This window comes from Streptoverticillium olivoreticuli subsp. olivoreticuli (genome assembly GCF_003391135.1).
In the GTDB taxonomy this organism is placed as follows: domain Bacteria; phylum Actinomycetota; class Actinomycetes; order Streptomycetales; family Streptomycetaceae; genus Streptomyces; species Streptomyces blastmyceticus.
In genome coordinates, this window is the sequence record NZ_CP031455.1 from 5,646,948 (window position 1) to 5,664,596 (window position 17,649).

At 69.6% G+C, this 17,649-nt stretch carries 23 protein-coding genes; 7 read left to right on the top strand and 16 right to left on the bottom strand.

Going from position 1 to position 17,649, the window contains the following annotated elements:
• The first annotated feature begins 58 nt into the window (after positions 1-58).
• From DXZ73_RS25005 to DXZ73_RS38330, 3 genes are all read left to right on the top strand, one after another.
• On the top strand, positions 59-1,090 hold the full coding sequence (locus tag DXZ73_RS25005) for a helix-turn-helix domain-containing protein (RefSeq protein ID WP_116213297.1): 1,032 nt from the start codon (positions 59-61) through the stop codon (positions 1,088-1,090).
• A 103-nt stretch (positions 1,091-1,193) separates the two neighbouring features.
• Positions 1,194-2,264, top strand: coding sequence for an SAM-dependent methyltransferase (locus tag DXZ73_RS25010; protein WP_116213298.1), 1,071 nt, complete (start codon positions 1,194-1,196; stop codon positions 2,262-2,264).
• A gap of 11 nt (positions 2,265-2,275) precedes the next feature.
• Positions 2,276-2,413: a hypothetical protein gene (locus DXZ73_RS38330; protein WP_162890317.1), complete on the top strand. Its 138-nt coding sequence runs from the start codon at positions 2,276-2,278 to the stop codon at positions 2,411-2,413.
• A 94-nt stretch (positions 2,414-2,507) separates the two neighbouring features.
• On the opposite strand, the gene DXZ73_RS25015 is transcribed toward DXZ73_RS38330, so the two are convergent.
• Together DXZ73_RS25015 and DXZ73_RS25020 are read right to left on the bottom strand one after the other, a co-directional pair.
• Positions 2,508-2,951 carry a hypothetical protein gene (locus tag DXZ73_RS25015; protein WP_116213299.1) on the bottom strand — a complete coding sequence of 148 codons (444 nt, stop codon included), beginning with the start codon at positions 2,949-2,951 and terminating at the stop codon, positions 2,508-2,510.
• A gap of 80 nt (positions 2,952-3,031) precedes the next feature.
• Positions 3,032-4,036 carry a hypothetical protein gene (locus tag DXZ73_RS25020; RefSeq protein ID WP_116213300.1) on the bottom strand — a complete coding sequence of 335 codons (1,005 nt, stop codon included), beginning with the start codon at positions 4,034-4,036 and terminating at the stop codon, positions 3,032-3,034.
• A gap of 298 nt (positions 4,037-4,334) precedes the next feature.
• Here DXZ73_RS25020 and DXZ73_RS25025 point away from each other — a divergent pair, with 298 nt between their 5' ends.
• On the top strand, positions 4,335-4,547 hold the full coding sequence (locus DXZ73_RS25025; RefSeq protein WP_162890318.1) for a hypothetical protein: 213 nt from the start codon (positions 4,335-4,337) through the stop codon (positions 4,545-4,547).
• Between the two features lie 12 nt (positions 4,548-4,559).
• On the opposite strand, the gene DXZ73_RS25030 is transcribed toward DXZ73_RS25025, so the two are convergent.
• Genes DXZ73_RS25030 through DXZ73_RS25045 form a run of 4 tightly spaced genes read right to left on the bottom strand, consistent with a single transcriptional unit; the run spans position 4,560 to position 6,264 of the window.
• Positions 4,560-5,027, bottom strand: a complete 468-nt coding sequence (locus tag DXZ73_RS25030; RefSeq protein WP_240351480.1) for a GNAT family N-acetyltransferase — start codon at positions 5,025-5,027, stop codon at positions 4,560-4,562.
• Positions 5,024-5,203 (bottom strand): DUF397 domain-containing protein, encoded by a 180-nt coding sequence (locus tag DXZ73_RS25035; protein WP_116213302.1) that lies wholly within the window; start codon positions 5,201-5,203, stop codon positions 5,024-5,026. Before DXZ73_RS25035 ends, DXZ73_RS25030 begins: the two co-directional genes overlap by 4 nt.
• Positions 5,200-5,409, bottom strand: coding sequence for a DUF397 domain-containing protein (locus tag DXZ73_RS25040; RefSeq protein ID WP_338059137.1), 210 nt, complete (start codon positions 5,407-5,409; stop codon positions 5,200-5,202). The genes DXZ73_RS25035 and DXZ73_RS25040 overlap by 4 nt, the downstream gene beginning before the upstream one ends.
• 3 nt (positions 5,410-5,412) lie before the next feature.
• On the bottom strand, positions 5,413-6,264 hold the full coding sequence (locus DXZ73_RS25045) for a helix-turn-helix domain-containing protein (RefSeq protein WP_116213304.1): 852 nt from the start codon (positions 6,262-6,264) through the stop codon (positions 5,413-5,415).
• A gap of 216 nt (positions 6,265-6,480) precedes the next feature.
• On the opposite strand from DXZ73_RS25045, the gene DXZ73_RS25050 reads away from it, so the two are divergent.
• Positions 6,481-6,987 (top strand): ATP-binding protein, encoded by a 507-nt coding sequence (locus DXZ73_RS25050; protein WP_116213305.1) that lies wholly within the window; start codon positions 6,481-6,483, stop codon positions 6,985-6,987.
• A gap of 210 nt (positions 6,988-7,197) precedes the next feature.
• Here the strand turns inward: DXZ73_RS25050 and DXZ73_RS25055 are convergent, their stop codons facing one another.
• Both DXZ73_RS25055 and DXZ73_RS38335 read right to left on the bottom strand, forming a co-directional pair.
• On the bottom strand, positions 7,198-7,659 hold the full coding sequence (locus DXZ73_RS25055) for an RICIN domain-containing protein (RefSeq protein ID WP_162890319.1): 462 nt from the start codon (positions 7,657-7,659) through the stop codon (positions 7,198-7,200).
• Between the two features lie 77 nt (positions 7,660-7,736).
• Positions 7,737-8,135, bottom strand: a complete 399-nt coding sequence (locus DXZ73_RS38335; protein WP_162890320.1) for a hypothetical protein — start codon at positions 8,133-8,135, stop codon at positions 7,737-7,739.
• 49 nt (positions 8,136-8,184) lie between these two features.
• On the opposite strand from DXZ73_RS38335, the gene DXZ73_RS25060 reads away from it, so the two are divergent.
• Complete coding sequence (locus tag DXZ73_RS25060) at positions 8,185-8,904, top strand: hypothetical protein (RefSeq protein ID WP_162890321.1); 720 nt, start codon at positions 8,185-8,187, stop codon at positions 8,902-8,904.
• A gap of 50 nt (positions 8,905-8,954) precedes the next feature.
• Here the strand turns inward: DXZ73_RS25060 and DXZ73_RS25065 are convergent, their stop codons facing one another.
• The gene (locus DXZ73_RS25065; protein ID WP_116213308.1) at positions 8,955-9,317 is read right to left on the bottom strand and encodes a YybH family protein; all 363 of its coding nucleotides are present in this window, start codon (positions 9,315-9,317) and stop codon (positions 8,955-8,957) included.
• Between the two features lie 272 nt (positions 9,318-9,589).
• On the opposite strand from DXZ73_RS25065, the gene DXZ73_RS25070 reads away from it, so the two are divergent.
• On the top strand, positions 9,590-10,447 hold the full coding sequence (locus DXZ73_RS25070) for a helix-turn-helix transcriptional regulator (RefSeq protein ID WP_162890322.1): 858 nt from the start codon (positions 9,590-9,592) through the stop codon (positions 10,445-10,447).
• Between the two features lie 92 nt (positions 10,448-10,539).
• Here DXZ73_RS25070 and DXZ73_RS25075 read toward each other — a convergent pair whose 3' ends face one another.
• The 7 genes from DXZ73_RS25075 to DXZ73_RS25105 all read right to left on the bottom strand — a co-directional run bounded on the left by DXZ73_RS25075 (position 10,540) and on the right by DXZ73_RS25105 (position 17,347).
• Complete coding sequence (locus DXZ73_RS25075; protein ID WP_116213310.1) at positions 10,540-12,036, bottom strand: amino acid permease; 1,497 nt, start codon at positions 12,034-12,036, stop codon at positions 10,540-10,542.
• A gap of 64 nt (positions 12,037-12,100) precedes the next feature.
• Positions 12,101-12,556 carry a MoaF-related domain-containing protein gene (locus DXZ73_RS25080; RefSeq protein ID WP_116213311.1) on the bottom strand — a complete coding sequence of 152 codons (456 nt, stop codon included), beginning with the start codon at positions 12,554-12,556 and terminating at the stop codon, positions 12,101-12,103.
• A 39-nt stretch (positions 12,557-12,595) separates the two neighbouring features.
• Positions 12,596-13,462: a tyrosinase family protein gene (locus DXZ73_RS25085; protein ID WP_116213312.1), complete on the bottom strand. Its 867-nt coding sequence runs from the start codon at positions 13,460-13,462 to the stop codon at positions 12,596-12,598.
• 12 nt (positions 13,463-13,474) lie between these two features.
• Positions 13,475-13,912 carry a tyrosinase family oxidase copper chaperone gene (locus tag DXZ73_RS25090; protein ID WP_116213313.1) on the bottom strand — a complete coding sequence of 146 codons (438 nt, stop codon included), beginning with the start codon at positions 13,910-13,912 and terminating at the stop codon, positions 13,475-13,477.
• 40 nt (positions 13,913-13,952) lie between these two features.
• Entirely contained in the window at positions 13,953-15,485 is a 1,533-nt protein-coding gene (locus tag DXZ73_RS25095) for an FAD/NAD(P)-binding protein (RefSeq protein ID WP_162890323.1), read from the bottom strand.
• 38 nt (positions 15,486-15,523) lie between these two features.
• Entirely contained in the window at positions 15,524-16,516 is a 993-nt protein-coding gene (locus DXZ73_RS25100; protein ID WP_162890324.1) for a hypothetical protein, read from the bottom strand.
• A gap of 30 nt (positions 16,517-16,546) precedes the next feature.
• On the bottom strand, positions 16,547-17,347 hold the full coding sequence (locus DXZ73_RS25105) for a class II aldolase/adducin family protein (protein WP_205519221.1): 801 nt from the start codon (positions 17,345-17,347) through the stop codon (positions 16,547-16,549).
• Positions 17,348-17,649: the final 302 nt, after the last annotated feature.

Consider the following 17,649-nt stretch of genomic DNA (forward strand, 5'->3'; position numbering starts at 1 on the left):
CGATCACGCGCCGATCGGCGCCCCTGTCCTTCTGCGCCTTCTCTTCTACCCTTCTGCCATGGAGGCACTGGCAGTACGGCTGTCGGGACTGGATCCGTACGTCGACGGCGCGATCCGCATCGTCGCGTTCTACGACACACTGATGCGCCGACGGGTGGATCTCCCGGCACTCGTCCGGGCCTCGGCGGGCCTGGCCGAGTGCGTCGCCGGGATACGACTCCACGGCACGGGGCGGGCGACCCGCGTCTCGCCCCACGGCAAGGAGGCGTCCACCCCGCCGTCGCCCGCGTCCGCCACGGCGCCGGTCATCCTCGACGAGGAGGAGATCGGCACGGTGTGGCTCGAACGCCCCGGCCCGCCCAACCCGCTCGACGAAGTCCTCCTCGACCGGCTCGCCATCGCCGCCGCGACGGCCGTCGAGCGGTACGGCCCGGCCCGCACCACCATGGCCGACCCGGCCCTCGTCGAACTGGCGATCAGCTCCGACAGCGACGAGGCGGCCGGAGCACGGGCGTTACGGCTCCTGGGTTTCACCGCCGGCCTGCCGGTCCACGTAGTCGCCGTACGGTCGCCGCTCCCGCTCGACCGGATCGGCGGCCTGGTCTGCCCGGCCCGCCCGGTGAAGGCGGCACGGCTCGCGGACGTCGGCGTCATCCTGGCCACCACCGTCGACCGGGCCTGGTTTCCAGCAGGCGTGCACGCGGGCATCGGCGCCGCCGAAAGCCCCTGCCGATCCTGGCAGCAGGCCCGCACCGCCCTCCGCTTCACCACCCCACGCGAACCTGTCATCCGCTACGCCGACCTGGGCGCGCTCGCACTCCTGGCCGAGATCCCCCAGGACGCCGTACGGGACAACGCCGACGTGGCCGCGATCGCCCGGATCGCGGGCAGGCCGGAAGATCTGGAGACGCTGGACGCCTACTGCGCCACCGGCTCCCTGCGCCGGGCGGCCGACCTCCTCCACCTGCACCACAGCAGCGTCGCCCGCCGACTCGAACAGATCGGAAGGACCCTGGGCTTCGACCTCACCGAACCCACCGGACCGATACGGGCCAGGCTCGCCCTCACCGCATGGCGGCTGCTGACCTGACATCCCTTGCCTCAACGGCACGATTCCGCCGTTCCGGTCGGCCCCCTGGAGAAGGCTCGGCGGAGCTGCCAGCCTGACCCCAGGCCGACGAGAGGGGTTCCCCGTGACGAGCGGCGGATCGCTGGTAGTGGCAGGCTCAGGCATCAAGGGCATAGCGCACCTGACACAGGAAGCCGCCGGCTGGATCGAGCAGGCCGACCACGTCGTGTATTGCGTGTCCGACCCCGTGACGGACGTATGGATCCGGAAGCACAGCAAGTCCTCGGACGACCTGTACCGGCTGTACGGAAACGACAAGCCGCGCATCCGGACCTACCGCGAGATGACCGACGCGATGGTCGAGCCGGTCCGCCGTGGCATGAACGTGTGCGGCGTCTTCTACGGGCACCCGGGCGTCTTCGTCCACCCCGGGCACGCGGCGATCCGCACCGTTCGTGAAGAGGGGTATCCGGCGATGATGCTGCCCGGCGTCTCCGCGCTGGACTGTCTCTTCGCCGACCTCGGCGTGGACCCCTCCAGGCCGGGCTGCCAGGAACTGGAAGCCACCGACATGCTGTTGCGCGACCGGCCCCTTCTGGCGGAATCCCATGTCGTGGTGTGGCAGGCCGGGTGCGTCGGCGACCTCGGGTTCAACTTCGCCGGTTTCACCAACAAGCATCTGGGCGTGCTGGCCGAGTACCTCGACCGGTTCTATCCGCCGGATCACCTGATCACCCACTACGAGGCGTCCCAATACCCGGTCTGTGCGCCTCACATCCGCACCTTGCCCCTGCGGGAGCTGCGGCAGGAGCCGCTGACCGGCATCTCCACCCTGTACCTTCCGCCCATCGGCCCACGGCCGGTCAATCAGCAGATGGCCGAGAGGCTGGGGCTGGCCCATCGGTTCTCGGACACCGCGTCCGCCGAGCCGGTCGCCGACGACGAGCGCCCTCCGGGCAGGAGAGGAACGATCGACCATTACGTGCCGACCCGCTGCCCCAGCCCGTTGGCCGACTACCTGACCGAGCTGGCAATGGATCCGGCCCGTCTCGCCGAGTTCATGCGCGACCCCGAAGCCGCCTCCGCACAGCAGGCCGCACTGAGTGACGACGAACGCTCCGCACTTCTCAGCCGGATCGGTGTGTTGATCCGCAGAGCGATGAAGGACACCACAGCTCACAGCAAGCCGTCGTGAAGGAGGAAGACATGCTCACACGCGATCCCGACCTGCGGTACGCCGTCATGGACGTCACCCAGCAGGCGTCCACCGACATCTCCACCCTGCAGGCGGAGGGTTACGTCGTCGAAATCGCCGAAGTGGAAGTCGTCGAAGACGCCGACTAGCGACTGCGCTCCAGGCCATCCGCACAATGACCGGCGGAGGTGGCCACTGCCATCTCCGCCGGTACCTGGCGATCTCGATCCGATGCGCGACCGGTCAGTGGACGACCAGGGTGGCCGCCCATGTTCCACCGGAGTCCCTGCGGCTGGTCAAGTGGATGTCGCCGGCAGCGGTCGGGGTGAACAGAGCGGCGGTGACGCCGATCGGCAGGGTCATCACACCGCTGTCACCGCGTCGGACGGCTGATGACGGTTGTGCCGTGACCGGCTGCCAGAGTGCGCGGGAATCCTTGCTCCGGGCATTGAGGAATACGGCGATCTGCTGGCCTTTGGCCAGGCAGACGCGTGCACCGTTGTCGTTCTCGGTGATGGTCCCGTCGGTGTGCGGCAGGATCGCCTTGCCGGGGGCGTGGCACGCGGGTGCGGATGACGGATGGGCCGCCGGTCCTGCGGTGCCGGAGCAGCCGGTGAGGGCGAGCGGTGCCAGGGCGGTGGCGGCCAGGGAGATACGGGCGATGGGGGCGAGGACGCGATGGCTCATGCTGCGGGGCCGTTTCTGCGTTGCCTGCGGGATCGTGGAGGAGGTGGGCGGAGCGCATGGCTCCGCCCACCCGGACCTGATCAGCCCTGGTCGGTCGGCGAGTTGTAGTACTTGACGCATCCTCCCGCGCCGCTGTTGGCGTTATTGCTCCACAACGGCTGGACGGCGTACTTGTGGCTGTTCAGCGAAACGATGCCCGTGCTGATCCACGCGCACTTGTCGGCGGTCTCGCCGGTGCCTCCGGTGTTGTCGGTCCAGCCCGAACCGACCCCGGGGTCCGTGAGGGTCTCGCCGTACTCGTGGCCGCCGACGATGGTCACGCCCTCGGTGCTCGCGTTGACACCGGTACTTCCGACGGCCACGTTATTGGCGCCGCAGCCATCACCGGCGTCCGTCATGTACGGGAAGTTGGTGAAAGTGATCTGGCTGCCGTCCGGCAGAGCGGTCTCGGAGTGCCAGGCGCAGTACTGAGTCTTGAAGCCGCTGGGTACGACCCCCGGCGGCGTGTCGATGATGATCTGGACGTTGGTGCCGCTCACGCCGAAGTACTGAGCGGCCTTGATGGCCTCATTCGCGAAGTCATTCGGCCCGGGGGTCTGCGGCGCGGGCGCGCTCTCGTCGTCCCACTGGCCCACCCGCGGGCTGACAGCGGGATGCCCGACGAACGTGGCGGCGCGGGAGCAGTCCTTCGATCCGGTCGCGATGCCGGAGCAGTACTGCGTGGCCGAGGTGCTCCAGTTGTCACCGGCGCCGTGGAGGTCGTCCAGGAAATCCGCCTGGAGAAACAGCTCGTTCTTGGGGTCGTTGTTCCCGCTGGACCACTGATTCCCCCACCACACGACGTACACCTGGGGTGCGTCCTGGACCGGACCGCCGTGGTAGGTCACGGGATTGGTGTTCTCCGGCACGTCGACCGGTTTCTCCGGTACGGGTTTGGCGATGGCGGGTGTGTGGGCCGACGGCGAGGGTTTCGGGTCCGCTGCGAACCCGCGCTGCGGGACGGCGAAGAGGAAGCCGATGACGAGAACGAAGGCGCTCAGGACGATGAGCCCCGTGCGGTGAGTCGGAGAATATGTAGAGGGCATGCTTGCCTCACTTCTTCGACGGTATTGCCCTGGCCGGGGCAATACCAGCAGCACAGCGCGACACGTCAACCTCGAATAGGGGCTGCGCGCGTAATTCACCTCAACGGGTGCATAACGCCTATCATGTGACCGCATGTTGACCACGGGCGATGCCCGCCGCAGGCGTCACGGCGCGTGGGCGCGCGCCTCGGCGTGCGCGAGGGCTCGCGCTGCCGCGCCCCCGGCGGGCGCCGTTTGTCGGACAACCCGGTGGAAAGAACTCCCGCGCCTGCCACGCGTGATCGACAAGGGGAGAACCATGCGAACCGTCAAGCGCGCCGTGACCGCCTTCGCCGCGAGTCTTCTGCTCACCATCGGAGCTGCCGCGCTGGCGGCGCCGGCTCATGCGGAAGTCGACGCCACTGTCCTGGGCCTGCTCGGCGCGAAAACGAACGGCAGCATCGACGTGACCGCTCCTCCCGGGAGCGACCCCATCGTCGAACTGCCGAACTTCCTCGCCCCGATTGTCTGACCCCACGCGCGTTCAGCGGCGGCGCATCTCGAAGTAGGCCATGGTCAGGCCTGGGACCGGCTGGAAGTCCTTGCCGCGCGTGAAGCCGAGGCGCTTGTAGAGCGTGACCGCCGGGTGGTTCGCGGCGCCGGTCGTCACGACGATGTCGCGGTCGGGGACGATCTCGTCGAGCAGGTGCGTCAGCAGTCGCGCGGCCAGGCCCCTGCGGAAGAATTCCGGGTCCACGCAGAGCCGGTCGATCTCTACGGGGTCGGTGTCCTCCCGCCAGGCGATGAAGGCGGCGAGGGTGTTCTCGTGTACGGCGCCCAGCCAGTTCAGTGGCTGGGCGCGCATTTCTTCCAGGGTTTCCCGGAGGGCGGGAATCCCGTCGAACGCGATGAGCTCGGCTTCTATGGCATAGGCACTGCGGCCGATGCGGTGGGTTGTGACGGCGGTCTGCTCGTCGGCCATGTCCAGGGCGCGTATCTGGAACTCGGTCAACGGATCTCTCCCTTGAGCATGCGGATGAGTGTGCGGAGTTGGGTGGCGGTGAGGGTGAGGATGGTATCGGGGTTGTCGCTCTCGCGGAGCTGTAGTTTGCCGTTGGGGGCGGCGGCTATGGTCAGGCAGTTCGCTCCTTGCGTGCTGTAGGAGGACTTCTGCCAGGTGTGCGTCATGGGCACCCCTCCCGAGAGAAGCGGTTGCCCTTGACGGCGCTTATGAGTGCACCCAGCTTTGCCGAGGATGGGGTGAGGATGGAGGTGGGGTTGTCGCTCTCGCGTAGGAGCAGGGTGGAACCATCCGCGGCGGCGATGTTCAGGCAGTTCGAAGCGTCCCCGCTGTAAGACGACTTCTGCCAATTGTGCGTAGTCACGCCTCTCACCCCTCAGATGCTTCGCGCGATGTTGTGAATGAAGTCCCGCGACTCGGCGGGCTTCAAGGCGACCGCTTCCATGCGGTCCATAACGGCCCTGTACTTTGCCAATTCGGCTTCAGCATCGATGAACTGACAGCCGTGAGCAACGTCCAGCTGTACGGTGTCGAGCTGGGGCATCGGGCCGAATACGTAGTCGGTTGACTGCCCTGTTCCCGGAATCGCCCTGCCGATGAAGGGGATCACTCGGATGGTGATGTTGTCCAGCTCGCTCGATTCCATGAGATGGCGCAGCTGGGTGCGGGCAGTGGATGCTCCGCCGAACTCCATCCGCAGCGCCGCCTCGTGGATGATTGCGGAGTACGGTACTGGGCTCTTCCCGTACAGAATTCCCTGCCGCTTCATGCGGTGAGAGAGTCTGTGCTCGACTTCGAAGGCGCGCATCGGAGGCACCACTTCCTGGATGACCGCGCGAGCGTGATCGACGGTCTGAAGCAATCCCGGGATGTGGGTGACGACTGCTACGTGCAGACCAACCGCATGGTGTTCCAGCTCTGCCAGGTCCAGAAAGCTTGCCGGGAGATGCTCGCGGTACTCGTCCCACCAACCGCGTGTCCGCCCGCCGGTCATGGAGGCAAGGGCATCGATGAGTGTTTCGTCCGGACACGAGTAATTGCGGGCGAAGGTGCGCACACGGTCTGCGCTCACCGGGTACCGGCCAGCCTCGATGCTGCTCATCCGAGCCTGGTTGACGCCGTGCAGTGCGGCGGCCGCAGTTGAGGTCAGGCCCGCGCGTTCTCGAAGTTTGCGCAGCTCCGTACCCAGGCGCTGCTGCCTCAACGACGGCGTCGTACTTGGCGGCATCTCTTCTCCTCTTCGTTCAGCTTCGGAGAGCCCGCGTCACCCACACGGATGTAAGTAGCAGCCTGGCTGCCGTTTCAGTAGCAGGTCTACCACCTACTGGCCTACCGTGTGAGGCAGGCCACTCACCCGGCCCGCCGCGAACGCGGAAGCGCATCGCCCTGCTCGGCGACATTGACACCGCGCGGCAATCGCAACCACCTCCTCCAAGGAGCCGTCATGGCAACCGTATCCCCGGAGAACACCTGGTCGTACACGCTCAACCTGCCGAACGATCCACGCTCCGCGTGGATCGCCCGCATCACCTTGCGCGGCGTGCTCAGCAGTCACGAGCTCAACGAACTCCGGGACGACGCCGAGCTGTTGACCTCGGAGCTCGTCACCAACGCCTACCGGTACTCCGACGGGCCCGTCGAGCTGCGGATCCGTGAACTGCCCGAGGAGGGCGTACGCATCAGCGTCTGGGACACGAATCCCGACATCCCCGAGCCGTTCGGCCGGCCCGTGATCCGGCCCGTCGCACCCAGGAGGGCGGCGGAAACAACGTACGGGCGGGGGCTGTTGATCGTCCGGCGCTGCGCCGACAACTGGGGGAGCCACTCCATCGGGGAGGGCTGGTCGGGGCCGGGGTTCCGCGGCAAGTGGCTGTGGTGCGAGCTCGGCGCGAAGAAGCCCGCCGGGGGAGCCCGTTGCCGCAAGGTGACACCCCTGGTCGGCGGGGCGTGAGAAGACGGTCAGGTCGCATGGTCATCGGTATTGCGTGCCGTATGCATATGGGCAAGCTAGGGGCCGTACGGCGGCGGATACGTACGGCGCTCGGCAAGTACCCTTGACTGCACGCGAATTGGTGGCGGCCCGCGCGGGTGTTCGGTCCGCACGCCGATCCGCCCTGCCGGAGAGATCCCGGCAGGGCGGATCGGTGCGCACCGGAAGGTCTCAGACCGCGGTGAAGGTCCAGATCCTGCTGCCGTCATCTCCGTGGAAGCCCTTCAGCGGCTTGCCGGCGGTGGCGGTTTCGGCCGCTATCCGGGAGATGTATTCCCCATTGGCGATCTCGAAGCCGCCGTCGACGCTGCGCAGCCACCAGAGCTGGGTGTAGTCGCCGTCCTTGGCGGGCACCTGCGTGACGGGTCCCATGCCGTCGCCGCCCAGGGTCAGGCAAAGACCGCTGTGCGCGCTGACGATCCGGAAGCGGGAGCCGGTGACGGCCTGGATCTTCCAGCGCTGATTGGCTCCGCGGTGGAGGTTCCACAGGATCGCCGCGGCGCCCGCGTCCTTCGAGGCGCCCGACACGTCGAACGTGAGGTTCGGGTTCTTCGTGAGGGTGATGAACGTTTCGTCCGGCACGTCGACGCTGATGTATTCGTCACCGATGACAAGAACCCTGAGCTTCGGCACGGCGCATCCTCCAAGATCACATTCGGTGGGTACCCCGGCACGGTAGGTGGCGGAGCCCGACGTGATCAAGAGGGCATTCAGCCACCCGAATTGAGCGTCCCGCCGCCCGGCAGCTCTTTCTTGGCGTTCACCACGGCCCGCTTGACGACCACGCTTTCGGAGGTGACGGCGCCGGGCTCAAGGCCCCGGTACGGCTCGACCAGTACCTCGCGCCGTCCGAGGCACTCGTACGTGTCCGCGTCGGAGATCCACTCCTGGCGGCTGTTGCGATAGGTGTGCGTGATGGCGACACCGGTCCGGCCGGTCGCGCGCTGATCTCGGCGGGGAGCCGCTCGGCGTCCGCGATCCTGCTCACGACTTCGCCCGCGATGTCCGGCACGGCCTCCTTTCGGCGCCGTGCGCGCCCGGGGGAGCGTCCCGCCCGTACCGGCGCCCCGGGGCGGCTCACCTGGATGGACGGGAACGGTGGCGGGCACCGGACGCCGGTGGTGACCTGGAATCCGCGCCCCGTCCAGGAGGTCCCCGATGCGTCGCACACCGCGCGGTGTTGCCATGGCCGCCGCTCTCGCGCTGCTCCCCGTCGCGGGGTGCTCGGGAGGCGGGGGCGGGAGCGCCTCGTCGCCGAGCCCCGGGGCCGCCACCCCGGCGGTCACCCGGGCGCAGGCCGATTCCGCCTTGATCACGGAGACCAACCTGGAGGGGAACTGGACACGCACGTCCAACGCCCGGGGCCCGGGGGACGAGCTGCTCCGGGGCAAGGCGAACACCCCCCAGTGCCAGCGGTTCCTCGACGATCTGGCAAGTGGCAATCTCCTGGGCGAGAAGCCACAGGACCAGGCCGACCGGCGCTTCACCGGCGGCAGCAACGCGGACCTGCACTACCGCGTGGCCGCCTACGCGCCGGGCGACGCGGAGAAGGGCATCGCGCGGCTCAAGACGCTCCCGCAGGCCTGCGATCAGTTCGATGTCGCCTACTCGGGCGGCGTCAAGGGCTCCGGCCAGGTTGTCACGTCCAAGCTGCCCGGCGTGGGCGAGGGCGACGTGGGTCTGCAGCTGACGCTCAAGACCACGCTCAAGGGCCTCCCGGCGACCCTCACCCTGGACACAGCCGCCGTCCGCGTCGGCCCGAACGCCCTCACCCTCACCAACGGCGGCCTCGGCGGAGCGGTCCACCCTGTCACCGAACAAGCGGTCAAGCAGGGCACTCAGCAGCTCAAGGATGTTCTGAAGAAGCATTCCACTTGAGCGTTCGAGGCGCGGGGCTGGCGGTGTCGGGCAGGCCGCGTGACAGATGGTCAGCCGAGCTTCGACACGTGGTACTGCCGGATGAGCCAGGCGTCGTCCAAGTGCTGGGCCAGCACCGAGAGGCGTACGGGCAGCTTGACCCCCGACGCGTCCGTGAAGGTGACCGTCGCGAAGCCGCTCACGGCCTCGGCGCCGACCGTGCGGGAGTGGAGCAGCTCCACGGCGGCCGTCATGCCGGCCGGGACGTTCTCGTAGTACGTGGTGATCTCGGCGCGGCCCACCAGCAGCCGGGGGGAGAGACCCTGGAATAGGGCGTCCTCGGCGAAGAGGCCGACGATGTCCTTCACCCGGTGTTCATCGAAGGAGACCCGCCAGTTCTCCAGCAGGCCCGCCAATACACCAGAGCCGATCATTCGCTCCTCATTCCCTGCGTATCGAAGGTTACGTGTTTGTGCAACCAGCAGTATGTGTCGCACTAAGCCCCTACATCTTTGATTGAAAGGTGCATAATTGCGCCATGCAGGATCACGCAAAGCAGTTGGGGGATTGCTGCAGCGGGTCGCACCCTGCCGACGGGGCCGATGCCCTGTGCGGCGAGGGTCTGACGCGCTATCGGCAGGCCGTGGTCAAGGGATGTACACCGAAGGAGGGGGCTCCGCAGTGTCTGTTGCGGAAGGGGTTGCTGGTGACGCCACCAGACGACCCGGACATTTTGGTACCTGTTGCACCCGAGGTGGCGCTCGCTGAGCTCGTGCGCCCCATCGAGCAGTCGCTGGAGCGGCAGCGGATGGACGCGCAGAGCCTCGCCGGTGCCTTCGTCCCGGTGCACGCGATCTACACCGCGGCCAAGCGGGAACACCAGGGCTGGGCGATGCCGATCCACGGGGAACGGGTCATCAACTCCACGCTGGTGCACGCCGTCCGCTCGTGCCAGGACGAGCTGATGACCGTACAGCCGGGGGGCGAACGACTGGTCTACGACCTGGAGGAGCTGGATCACGTACGGCGCCGGACCCGGCACCGGAGCCTGTACCAGCACGCGGTGCGCACCCAGTCCGCGACGATGCGGCACATCGAGGACATCGTGGGGGCGGGCGGCGAGGTCCGCACGCTGGACCACGTCTTCGACCGGCTCGTCGTCATCGACCGGGCGGTGGCGTACGTGCCGGGCGACGACGCCCGGCGCACCACGGCGCTGGAGATCCGGCACCCCGACATCGTCTCGTTCCTCGTCCAGGTCTTCGAGGAGGCGTGGGAGCGGGCCACCCCCGTGGTCGCCGCGGCCCCGCGCTCCCTGGAGCCGGTCGTCACCGATGAGACGCAGCGGGCCATCATGCGGATGCTGGTGGCCGGTTACACCGACGACGCGATCGCCCGCCGGCTGGGCATCAGCCGGCGGACCGTGGCCGGGCGGGTGAGCCGGATCTCCGCGTCGCTGCGCAGCCGCAGCCGGGCGCAGCTGGGGTATCTCATCGCGACGACGGGGATGCTGCCGATGGACGACGGACTGCCGGAGGAGCCGGAGGAGGAGCTCTCGGCCTGACCGGACGAGCCGTGGCCGGGCGGGTCGCCACCCGCCCGGCCACGGCTCGTCCCCGGGCCCGGCCCTGAGCGTTCCGCCGGAAGTCCGGTACGTCAGCCGCGGGTGGGCCGTGGCTGGTCGCGCGGTTCCCCGCGCCCCTTCGGGGCACTGCCGAACGGCATGCTGCGTACCGCCGAGATGCCCAGCAGCACCAGCACCAGCAGGGCCGACCACCCGAGCTGGCCACGGGCCTTGACGTCGAGGGCCATCAGCACCAGCACCGTCACGATGCCCACCACGGCGGTCCAGGACAGATACGGATAGCCGCGCATCCGCACCACCAGCGCCTCGGGCGAGTCGCGTTCGAGGCGGCGGCGCAGCACCAGGTGGGCCACCGCCACGGTCAGCCACATGAAGAGCATCGCCCCGCCCATGGCCTTGGCCAGGAACGGCAGGATCCGCTCGGGCCATCCGTAGTCGAGCGCGATGGAGCAGAACCCGAAGGCCGCGGACGCCGCCACCGCGAGCCGGGGCGCGCCGCGCCGCGAGGTGCGCAGCAGCGCCCGGGGGGCGTCGCCGCGGGCGGCGAGCGAGTGGGCCATGCGCGAGGCGCCGTAGAGGTTGGCGTTCATCGCCGACAGCAGGGCGATGAGGACGACGACCTCGATGAGCCGGCCCGCGCCGGGGACGCCGAGCCGGTCGAGCACGGCGACGTACGGGCTGCGGCCGGGCACGGCGGAGTCCCAGGGCAGCAGGGCGACGATCACCGCGATCGAGCCGAGGTAGAAGAGGCTGATGCGCCAGATGGCGCTGTTGACGGCCTTGGTGACCGAGCGGGCGGGGTCGCCGGACTCGGCCGCCGCCATGGTGATGACCTCCATGCCGCCGAAGGCGAAGACGACGGCGAGCAGCCCGGCGACGATGCTGTTCCAGCCCTGCGGGACGAAGCCCCCGTGGCCGGTGATGTTGTCCAGGCCGGGGGAGTCCACCCCGGGCAGGGCGCCGCACATCGCGGTGACGCCCAGTGCGAGGAACGCGATGATCGCGGCGACCTTGATGCCGGCGAACCAGAACTCGGCCTCGCCGAAGGACGCGACGGAGAGCATGTTCGCGATGGTGAAGACGGCCAGGGCGGCCAGGGCGAAGGCCCACTGCGGGACGGCGGGCAGCCACTGGTGGAGGATGCTCGACGCGGCGATCAGCTCGATCGCGATGGCGATGACGGTCACCCACCAGTACAGCCAGCCGGCGGTGAAACCGGCCCACTTGCCCAGGGCGCGCTCGGCGTAGACGGAGAACGAGCCGCTGGCGGGCATGTTCGCCGCCAGCTCGCCGAGCATCCGCATCACCAGCAGGGCGAGGCCCGCGGCGAGCGCGTACGAGACGATGATGGCGGGTCCGGCGACGCGCAGCCCGGTGCCGGAGCCCACGAACAGCCCGGCGCCGATGACGCCGCCGAGGGCGAGCATGGTCAGATGCCGGGGGCGCAGGCCGTTGCCGAGCTCCCCGCCTTCCTTCTGGTCGGCCGCCCGCGGTGCCGGGTCGACTGCCGGGGATCCGGCCGACGGGTGTCCGGCCTCGGCCGGTGCCTTGGTCGCTTGAGCGGCCATGGGTGATATCGCTCCTGGGGAGAGAAAGGCGTGGGCGGGGCCCGCCGGGCCCCGCCCACGGACATCACTGTGCGGAGACGCGCTCCAGCTTCGCGGTGTGCAGCTCGCCGGCGCGGCCGCCGTCGGGGGTGCCGTACGTCCAGTAGATGCTCACGGTCTTGGTGCGCAGGTCCATGACGTGGCTGACGGTCATGCCGGACGCCTCGACCCAGTTGACGAAGTACAGGCCCTCGCCGACCTCGCGGACGGTGAGCTTCTCCTGGCCGCTCCTGCCCTCCATGGGGCCGGCGAGGGCGGTCCAGTCGAGGGTCTTGCCGTCGGCGGAGTAGGAGTTGCGCAGGACGGCGCCGTTGTCGAGGGTCAGCACGTAGGTGTGCCCGGCGAAGGCGGGCGTGGTGCTGCGGACGGACGCGGCGGGCACGGCGGCCGGGTCGGCGGGGGCGGCCTGGGCGGTGCCCGCCGCGCCGAGGGCGATCAGGGCGGCTGCCGCGACAGCCGGGACCGTGTGACGAATGCGCATGGTGATTCCTCTTCTCAACTCAGTGGGAAATGAAGGGTGTTATTCCGCGTAGCGGTAGTAGCGCTCGTGGTCCAGGAGGTCGGACGGCCGCGCGCCCCACGGGTCCATGGGTTCGTCGAGGCTGATGACCCGCCCGAACTGGGGGTCCCCGGCGGGCACCTTCTTGCGCGGCTCGTAGCTCGCGCCGGGGTGCTTGCGCTGCCAGCGGGCCCAGATCAGGTCGATGAAGGTGTGGTGGAGCCAGAAGACCGGGTCGTTGGGCGAGGTGCCGCCGGTCATCTGGCCGCCGACCCACAGGTGGACGCGGTTGTGGTTGGTCCAGCCCCGGTCGGCGCCGACGGTCCAGCCCTCCATCTTGTTGCGGAAGCCCGCCGTGGTGACGGTGGAGTCCCAGGGGGCGCTGTCGTAGACCGGGTCGTCGACGGCGTGGGCCAGCTCCTGCCTGGTGGGCAGGGCGACGGGGGCGGCGGGACGGCCGAGGTCCCGCATCAGGAACTTCTCCTCCGTCACACCCACGTCGATCGACCAGTGGCCGGCCGCGTGGGCGAACGGGCCCGTCATGACCTGCCCGTCGGAGGCCCGGCCGGTGCCGCCCAGGAAGTCGTCGGCCCACAGCGAGGAGGTGGGCGACTGGTCGACGGTCCAGTCCCAGTACGGCAGGGTCACGTCCGGGTCGACGGACTGCAGGTCGCGCTCGAACTCCAGCAGGAACCGGCGGTGCCAGGGGAAGAACGAGGGGGACATGTGGCCGACCCGCACGCCCGCTTCGCCGTCGGAGACGAAGTACTTGCCGTGCAGCTTGACGTATTCGTCGTAGCGGCCCCGGCGCTTGAGCTCCAGCAGGGCGGCGACGAACTTCTTCTTCTCGGCGCTGGTGAGATTCTTCTGGTTCTTGCGTGTGTACACCGGTGCTCCGGATCAGTGGTGGTGCGTCGTGGTGAGCGACAGCTGTGCGGTGCCGATCCGGTCGACGGCGGCGCGGGCGACGGCGAGCGGCGTGGGGAACGACTCGTAGTGGTTCACCAGGCTCAGATAGGTGCCGTCGGCACGGCGCATCACGTGCAGCGGGCGCCCGTCGATGCTGATCTCGATGCCGGGCACGTCGGGCGCGGCGGCGGCGCCCTTGCGGTAGGCGGCGGGCCGCGCGCCGCAGGTGGACAGCGTCCTGCCCTGGATGCGGCGGCCCCGGTAGGTCTCCTCGAAGGAGTCCGTCGCCAGGTCCGGGCCCCCGTTCGGGGCGGCCGCGCCGTCGTCCTGGTCGGCCAGGACGACGGGCGCGAGCGCCGCGCCGGTACCGGTGACGACGGCGGCGGTGAACGCCGTCATGAGCACATTTCTGCGGGTGACCGTGGTCATCCTGGTGTTTCCCCCGTGATTTTGATGGTGTTCGCGTGGTTCAGGCGGTGCCGATGCGCGCGGCCTCGATGTCCTCGGCGATGGCGCGGACGATGTCGTCGGCGCGCTCGGCCACCGAGGGCATGCCGGAGGTGAAGAACAGCGTCCCGGCGCCCAGGTCGCCGATCGCGTGCATGCGCCGGTGCACCCGGCCGTGGCCAGCGATCCGGCTGGTGGACGGCTCGATGTGCAGACCGCCGGAGGGGTGGTACTCGGCCGCCTCCTCCTCGACGAGCGACTCGACGAACGGGTGGGCCTCCACCGGGACCCGGTGGGAGGGCGCGCTGACCGCGTTGACCACCACGTCCGTCTCGTAGCTGTCGTCACCGACGGCGATGTGGAAGCCTTCCGTGGCGAGCGGCTTGACGCTCCACAGCCCGCCTGTCACCCGCAGCAGGCCCTCTTCGCGCAGCCTGAGCAGCGTGCGGGCGTTGGCCGGGGGCATCGGGCAGCACAGGCTCATGATCGCCCGGTAGTGGTTCTCGCGGATGAACTCCTGGTCCTCCGCGCGCAGCAGCGTCCAGGCGTCGGGGCCGCTCTCCGGGATCGCGTGCTGCATGATCCGCATGCCCAGGTCGGTGGAGTCGATGTTCTCGTACTGGCGGATCAGCCGGGCGACGGGATCCTCCCGGTCGATGGAGAACAGCTCGGCCAGCACTCCGGACGGGCCCGCGCCGTGCTCCGCCAACTCCCGCTCCAGCAGCCCGAGCAGCTCGTCCAGCCCGATCCGGCCGTCGGGGCCGCCGGCCGCCAGCGCCCGCAGGGAGGCGGGGGTGAAGTGCCGCAGCTCCGGGTGGATGGGGCGCTGCCGGACCGCCGGGAGGGCGCCGTTGCGGGACGCCATGGTGATCCGGCCCCGGTGGCCGCGCGCGGCCAGGGAGACGACGACGTCGACGGCGGCGAGGCCGGTGCCGAGCACGGTGACGTCGGCGGTCTCCGGGATCGCGGGCAGCGTCCGCGTCAGCGGGTACGGGTCGCCGTGGAACCCGGGCGTGCCCGCCAGGTCGTAGTGGTCGGCCGGGCGGCCCGCGCCGACCGAGCAGATCACGTAGTCGAAGCTCTCGGCGCGGCCCCCGGCGGTGGTCAGGACGACGTCGTCCGCCCGCTGCCGGGCCCCGACGACGGCGTCCCGGACGACGGTCACCGGCCAGTCGCCGAGGGCGAGTTCGGCGCGGGCCTGCTCGGCCGTCCGCTCCAGATAGCTGCCGAAGACATGGCGGGGCGGGAAGTGGCCGTCGGCCGCGTAGTCCCCCACGCCGTGGGGGAACCCCGCCTCGCCGAGCCAGCGCAGGAAGCTCTCCGGGTCGTCCGTGGTGGCCGACATCTCCGAGGGGATGATGTTGGCCAGCACGGAGTCGACGTCACGCTGGTAGGCGCGGCCCCGCCACAGGTTGTCCGAGGGCTCGAAGACGGTGATCGACCCGGGGCCGCGCCCCGGAGTGCGGGCTATCCGGTCCAGCAGGCAGACGGCTGCCGCTCCGCCGCCGACGATGCCGATGCGCATCCGCGGGTGGTCACTTGCGTTCATGGTCATGGTCATCTTTCGGGAACGGAGGAGCGTTGAGGAGGGCGTCAGCCCACGGAGGCCGTGACCGGGGCATCGGGCGCCGGGGCCGCCTCGGGGGCCGTCCGGCCGGCCGCGCGGCGGGCGCTCAGGAACAGCAGGGCCAGGCCGATCAGCGACCAGACCACCAGCACCAGCAGGGGTGTGCCGCCGCCCGCGCCGTGGAAGGAGCCGACCGAGCGGAAGAGCGTGGCGGCCGCGCCCGCGGGCAGGAACTGGCCGATGGCGCCCAGCGGTTGGGGCAGCATCTCGGGGGCCGACGCCATGCCGGACAGCGGGTTGCCGACGACGAACATCAGCACCGCGCCCACCGCGATCCCCGGCGGGCCCACCAGCGAGCCGAAGCCGGTGATGACACCGACCATGGCCAGCTCCAGCAGCGCGATGACGCCCGCGTTGACGAAGTAGTTGCCGGGCAGCACGCCGCTGAGGTGGGTCAGCATCAGCGAGCTGAGCAGGCCGGACAGCACGGCGAAGCCGACAAGCCCGAGGAGCTTGGCGCGGGCGTCGCGCACCTTCAGCACGAACAGCAGGCCCGCGATGACAGCGGTGATCAGCAGCGGCAGGAAGCCCATGGCCATGCCGGAGCCGTGCTTGTCGTCGGCGTCGGCCGGGACGACGTCGGTGACGGCGACCGGCTTGTCCTGGAGCTGCTGCGCCTGCTGGGTCAGGGTCTGCGCCACCGTGGGCGAGGCGGCCGAGGCCACGTGGAGCTCGATGCCCTTGGGCGTGGCGATGAAGGCGCCGTACGCCGCGCGGTCCTCGAGCTTGCGGTCGGCCGCGGCGGTGTCGGCGGCCGTGGTGATCTCGTACGCGCCGGGCGCGGCCTTGCGCAGCGAGTCCGCGAGGTCCTCGCTCGCGGACACCACGAGCACCGGCAGGTCACGCGGTTTGGCGTGCGACGCCGTCCACGAGAACCAGCCGCCGATCACGAACTGCACGACCGCGACGATGATCAGAATCTTGCGCGCTTCCACGCGCGGAGCGGCTGATGAACTCATCGGTTCCTCCAACTTCCTGGCGTGGGTGGGTTATTCGTCGAGCAGGTCGGGCTGGTCGGCGGTGATCTCGTCCCACATGATCTGGAAGCTGAACCGGCCGAGCTGCTCGTCGCCGAAGCCGTCGCGCGCCAGCAGGGCCTGCTCGTGGCTCATCGGCACGGGCTTGCCCGCGGCGAGGGCGAGGAGCTGGACCTGGGCGCAGCTCTCGTAGGTGAAGAACCAGTGCACCGCCTCCTCCAGCGAGCCGCCGACCGTGATCAGGCCGTGGTGGCGGAGCAGCATCGCGCGCCGGTCGCCGAGCCGGTCGGCGATGTCCTGCCCGTGCTCGACCGAGATCGCCGGGCCGTCGTAGTCGCCGTAGAGGACCTGGTCCTGGTAGAACGCCGCCGACTCCTGGTCGTAGGGCTCCAGCAGGCGCTCCAGGGCGCCGAGTGCGCGGGCGTGCACGGTGTGGCCGTGCGCGATGGCGTTGGCCTCGGGGCGCTCGTGGATCTTGGAGTGGATGGTGAAGGCGCTGGGGTTGACCTTGCCCGTGCCGTCGACGACCCGGCCCTCGGCGTCGACGCGGATCAGGTCGCGCACCCGCACCTGGTTGAAGGACAGGCCGAAGGGGTTGACCCAGAAGGTGTCGAGGTCCTCCGGGTCGCGCACGGAGATGTGCCCGGAGATGCCCTCCGCGAAGCCCGCCTTGCCGAACAGCCGCATGGCCGCCGCGAGCCGCTGCTTGCGGTGGCGGCGCTCCTCGTCCGGCGAGGTGAACTCGCGGTCGGCGGGGATCGGCAGCCCGGTGTGGGTGTCGGCGAGATGGTTCGCCAAAGTGTCCGTTGACACGGGTCGAGTCTCCTGATGAATGTCGGGGAATGGCCCGCCACGGCATGGTCGTGAACGCCTTCGGGGGCACTTCGGAGGAGTGGCCCGGAATGGATGTGGGGGCTGCCGGGCCCGGAGCGGATCCCGCCTCGGGGGCGTCCGCTCCTGCTCACGCATCTTGTCCCGGCGGCGCGGCGGAATTCAGCCTTCGATGGCTCTTTCGCGCTGCACGATGCGGAGTTTCACAGATGCGCAGGGGCTCTATTGCGGTGCATACGTGGGCAAATCGCCCCGGGGAAGGTCCCTTGTCGGCCACCTGGGGC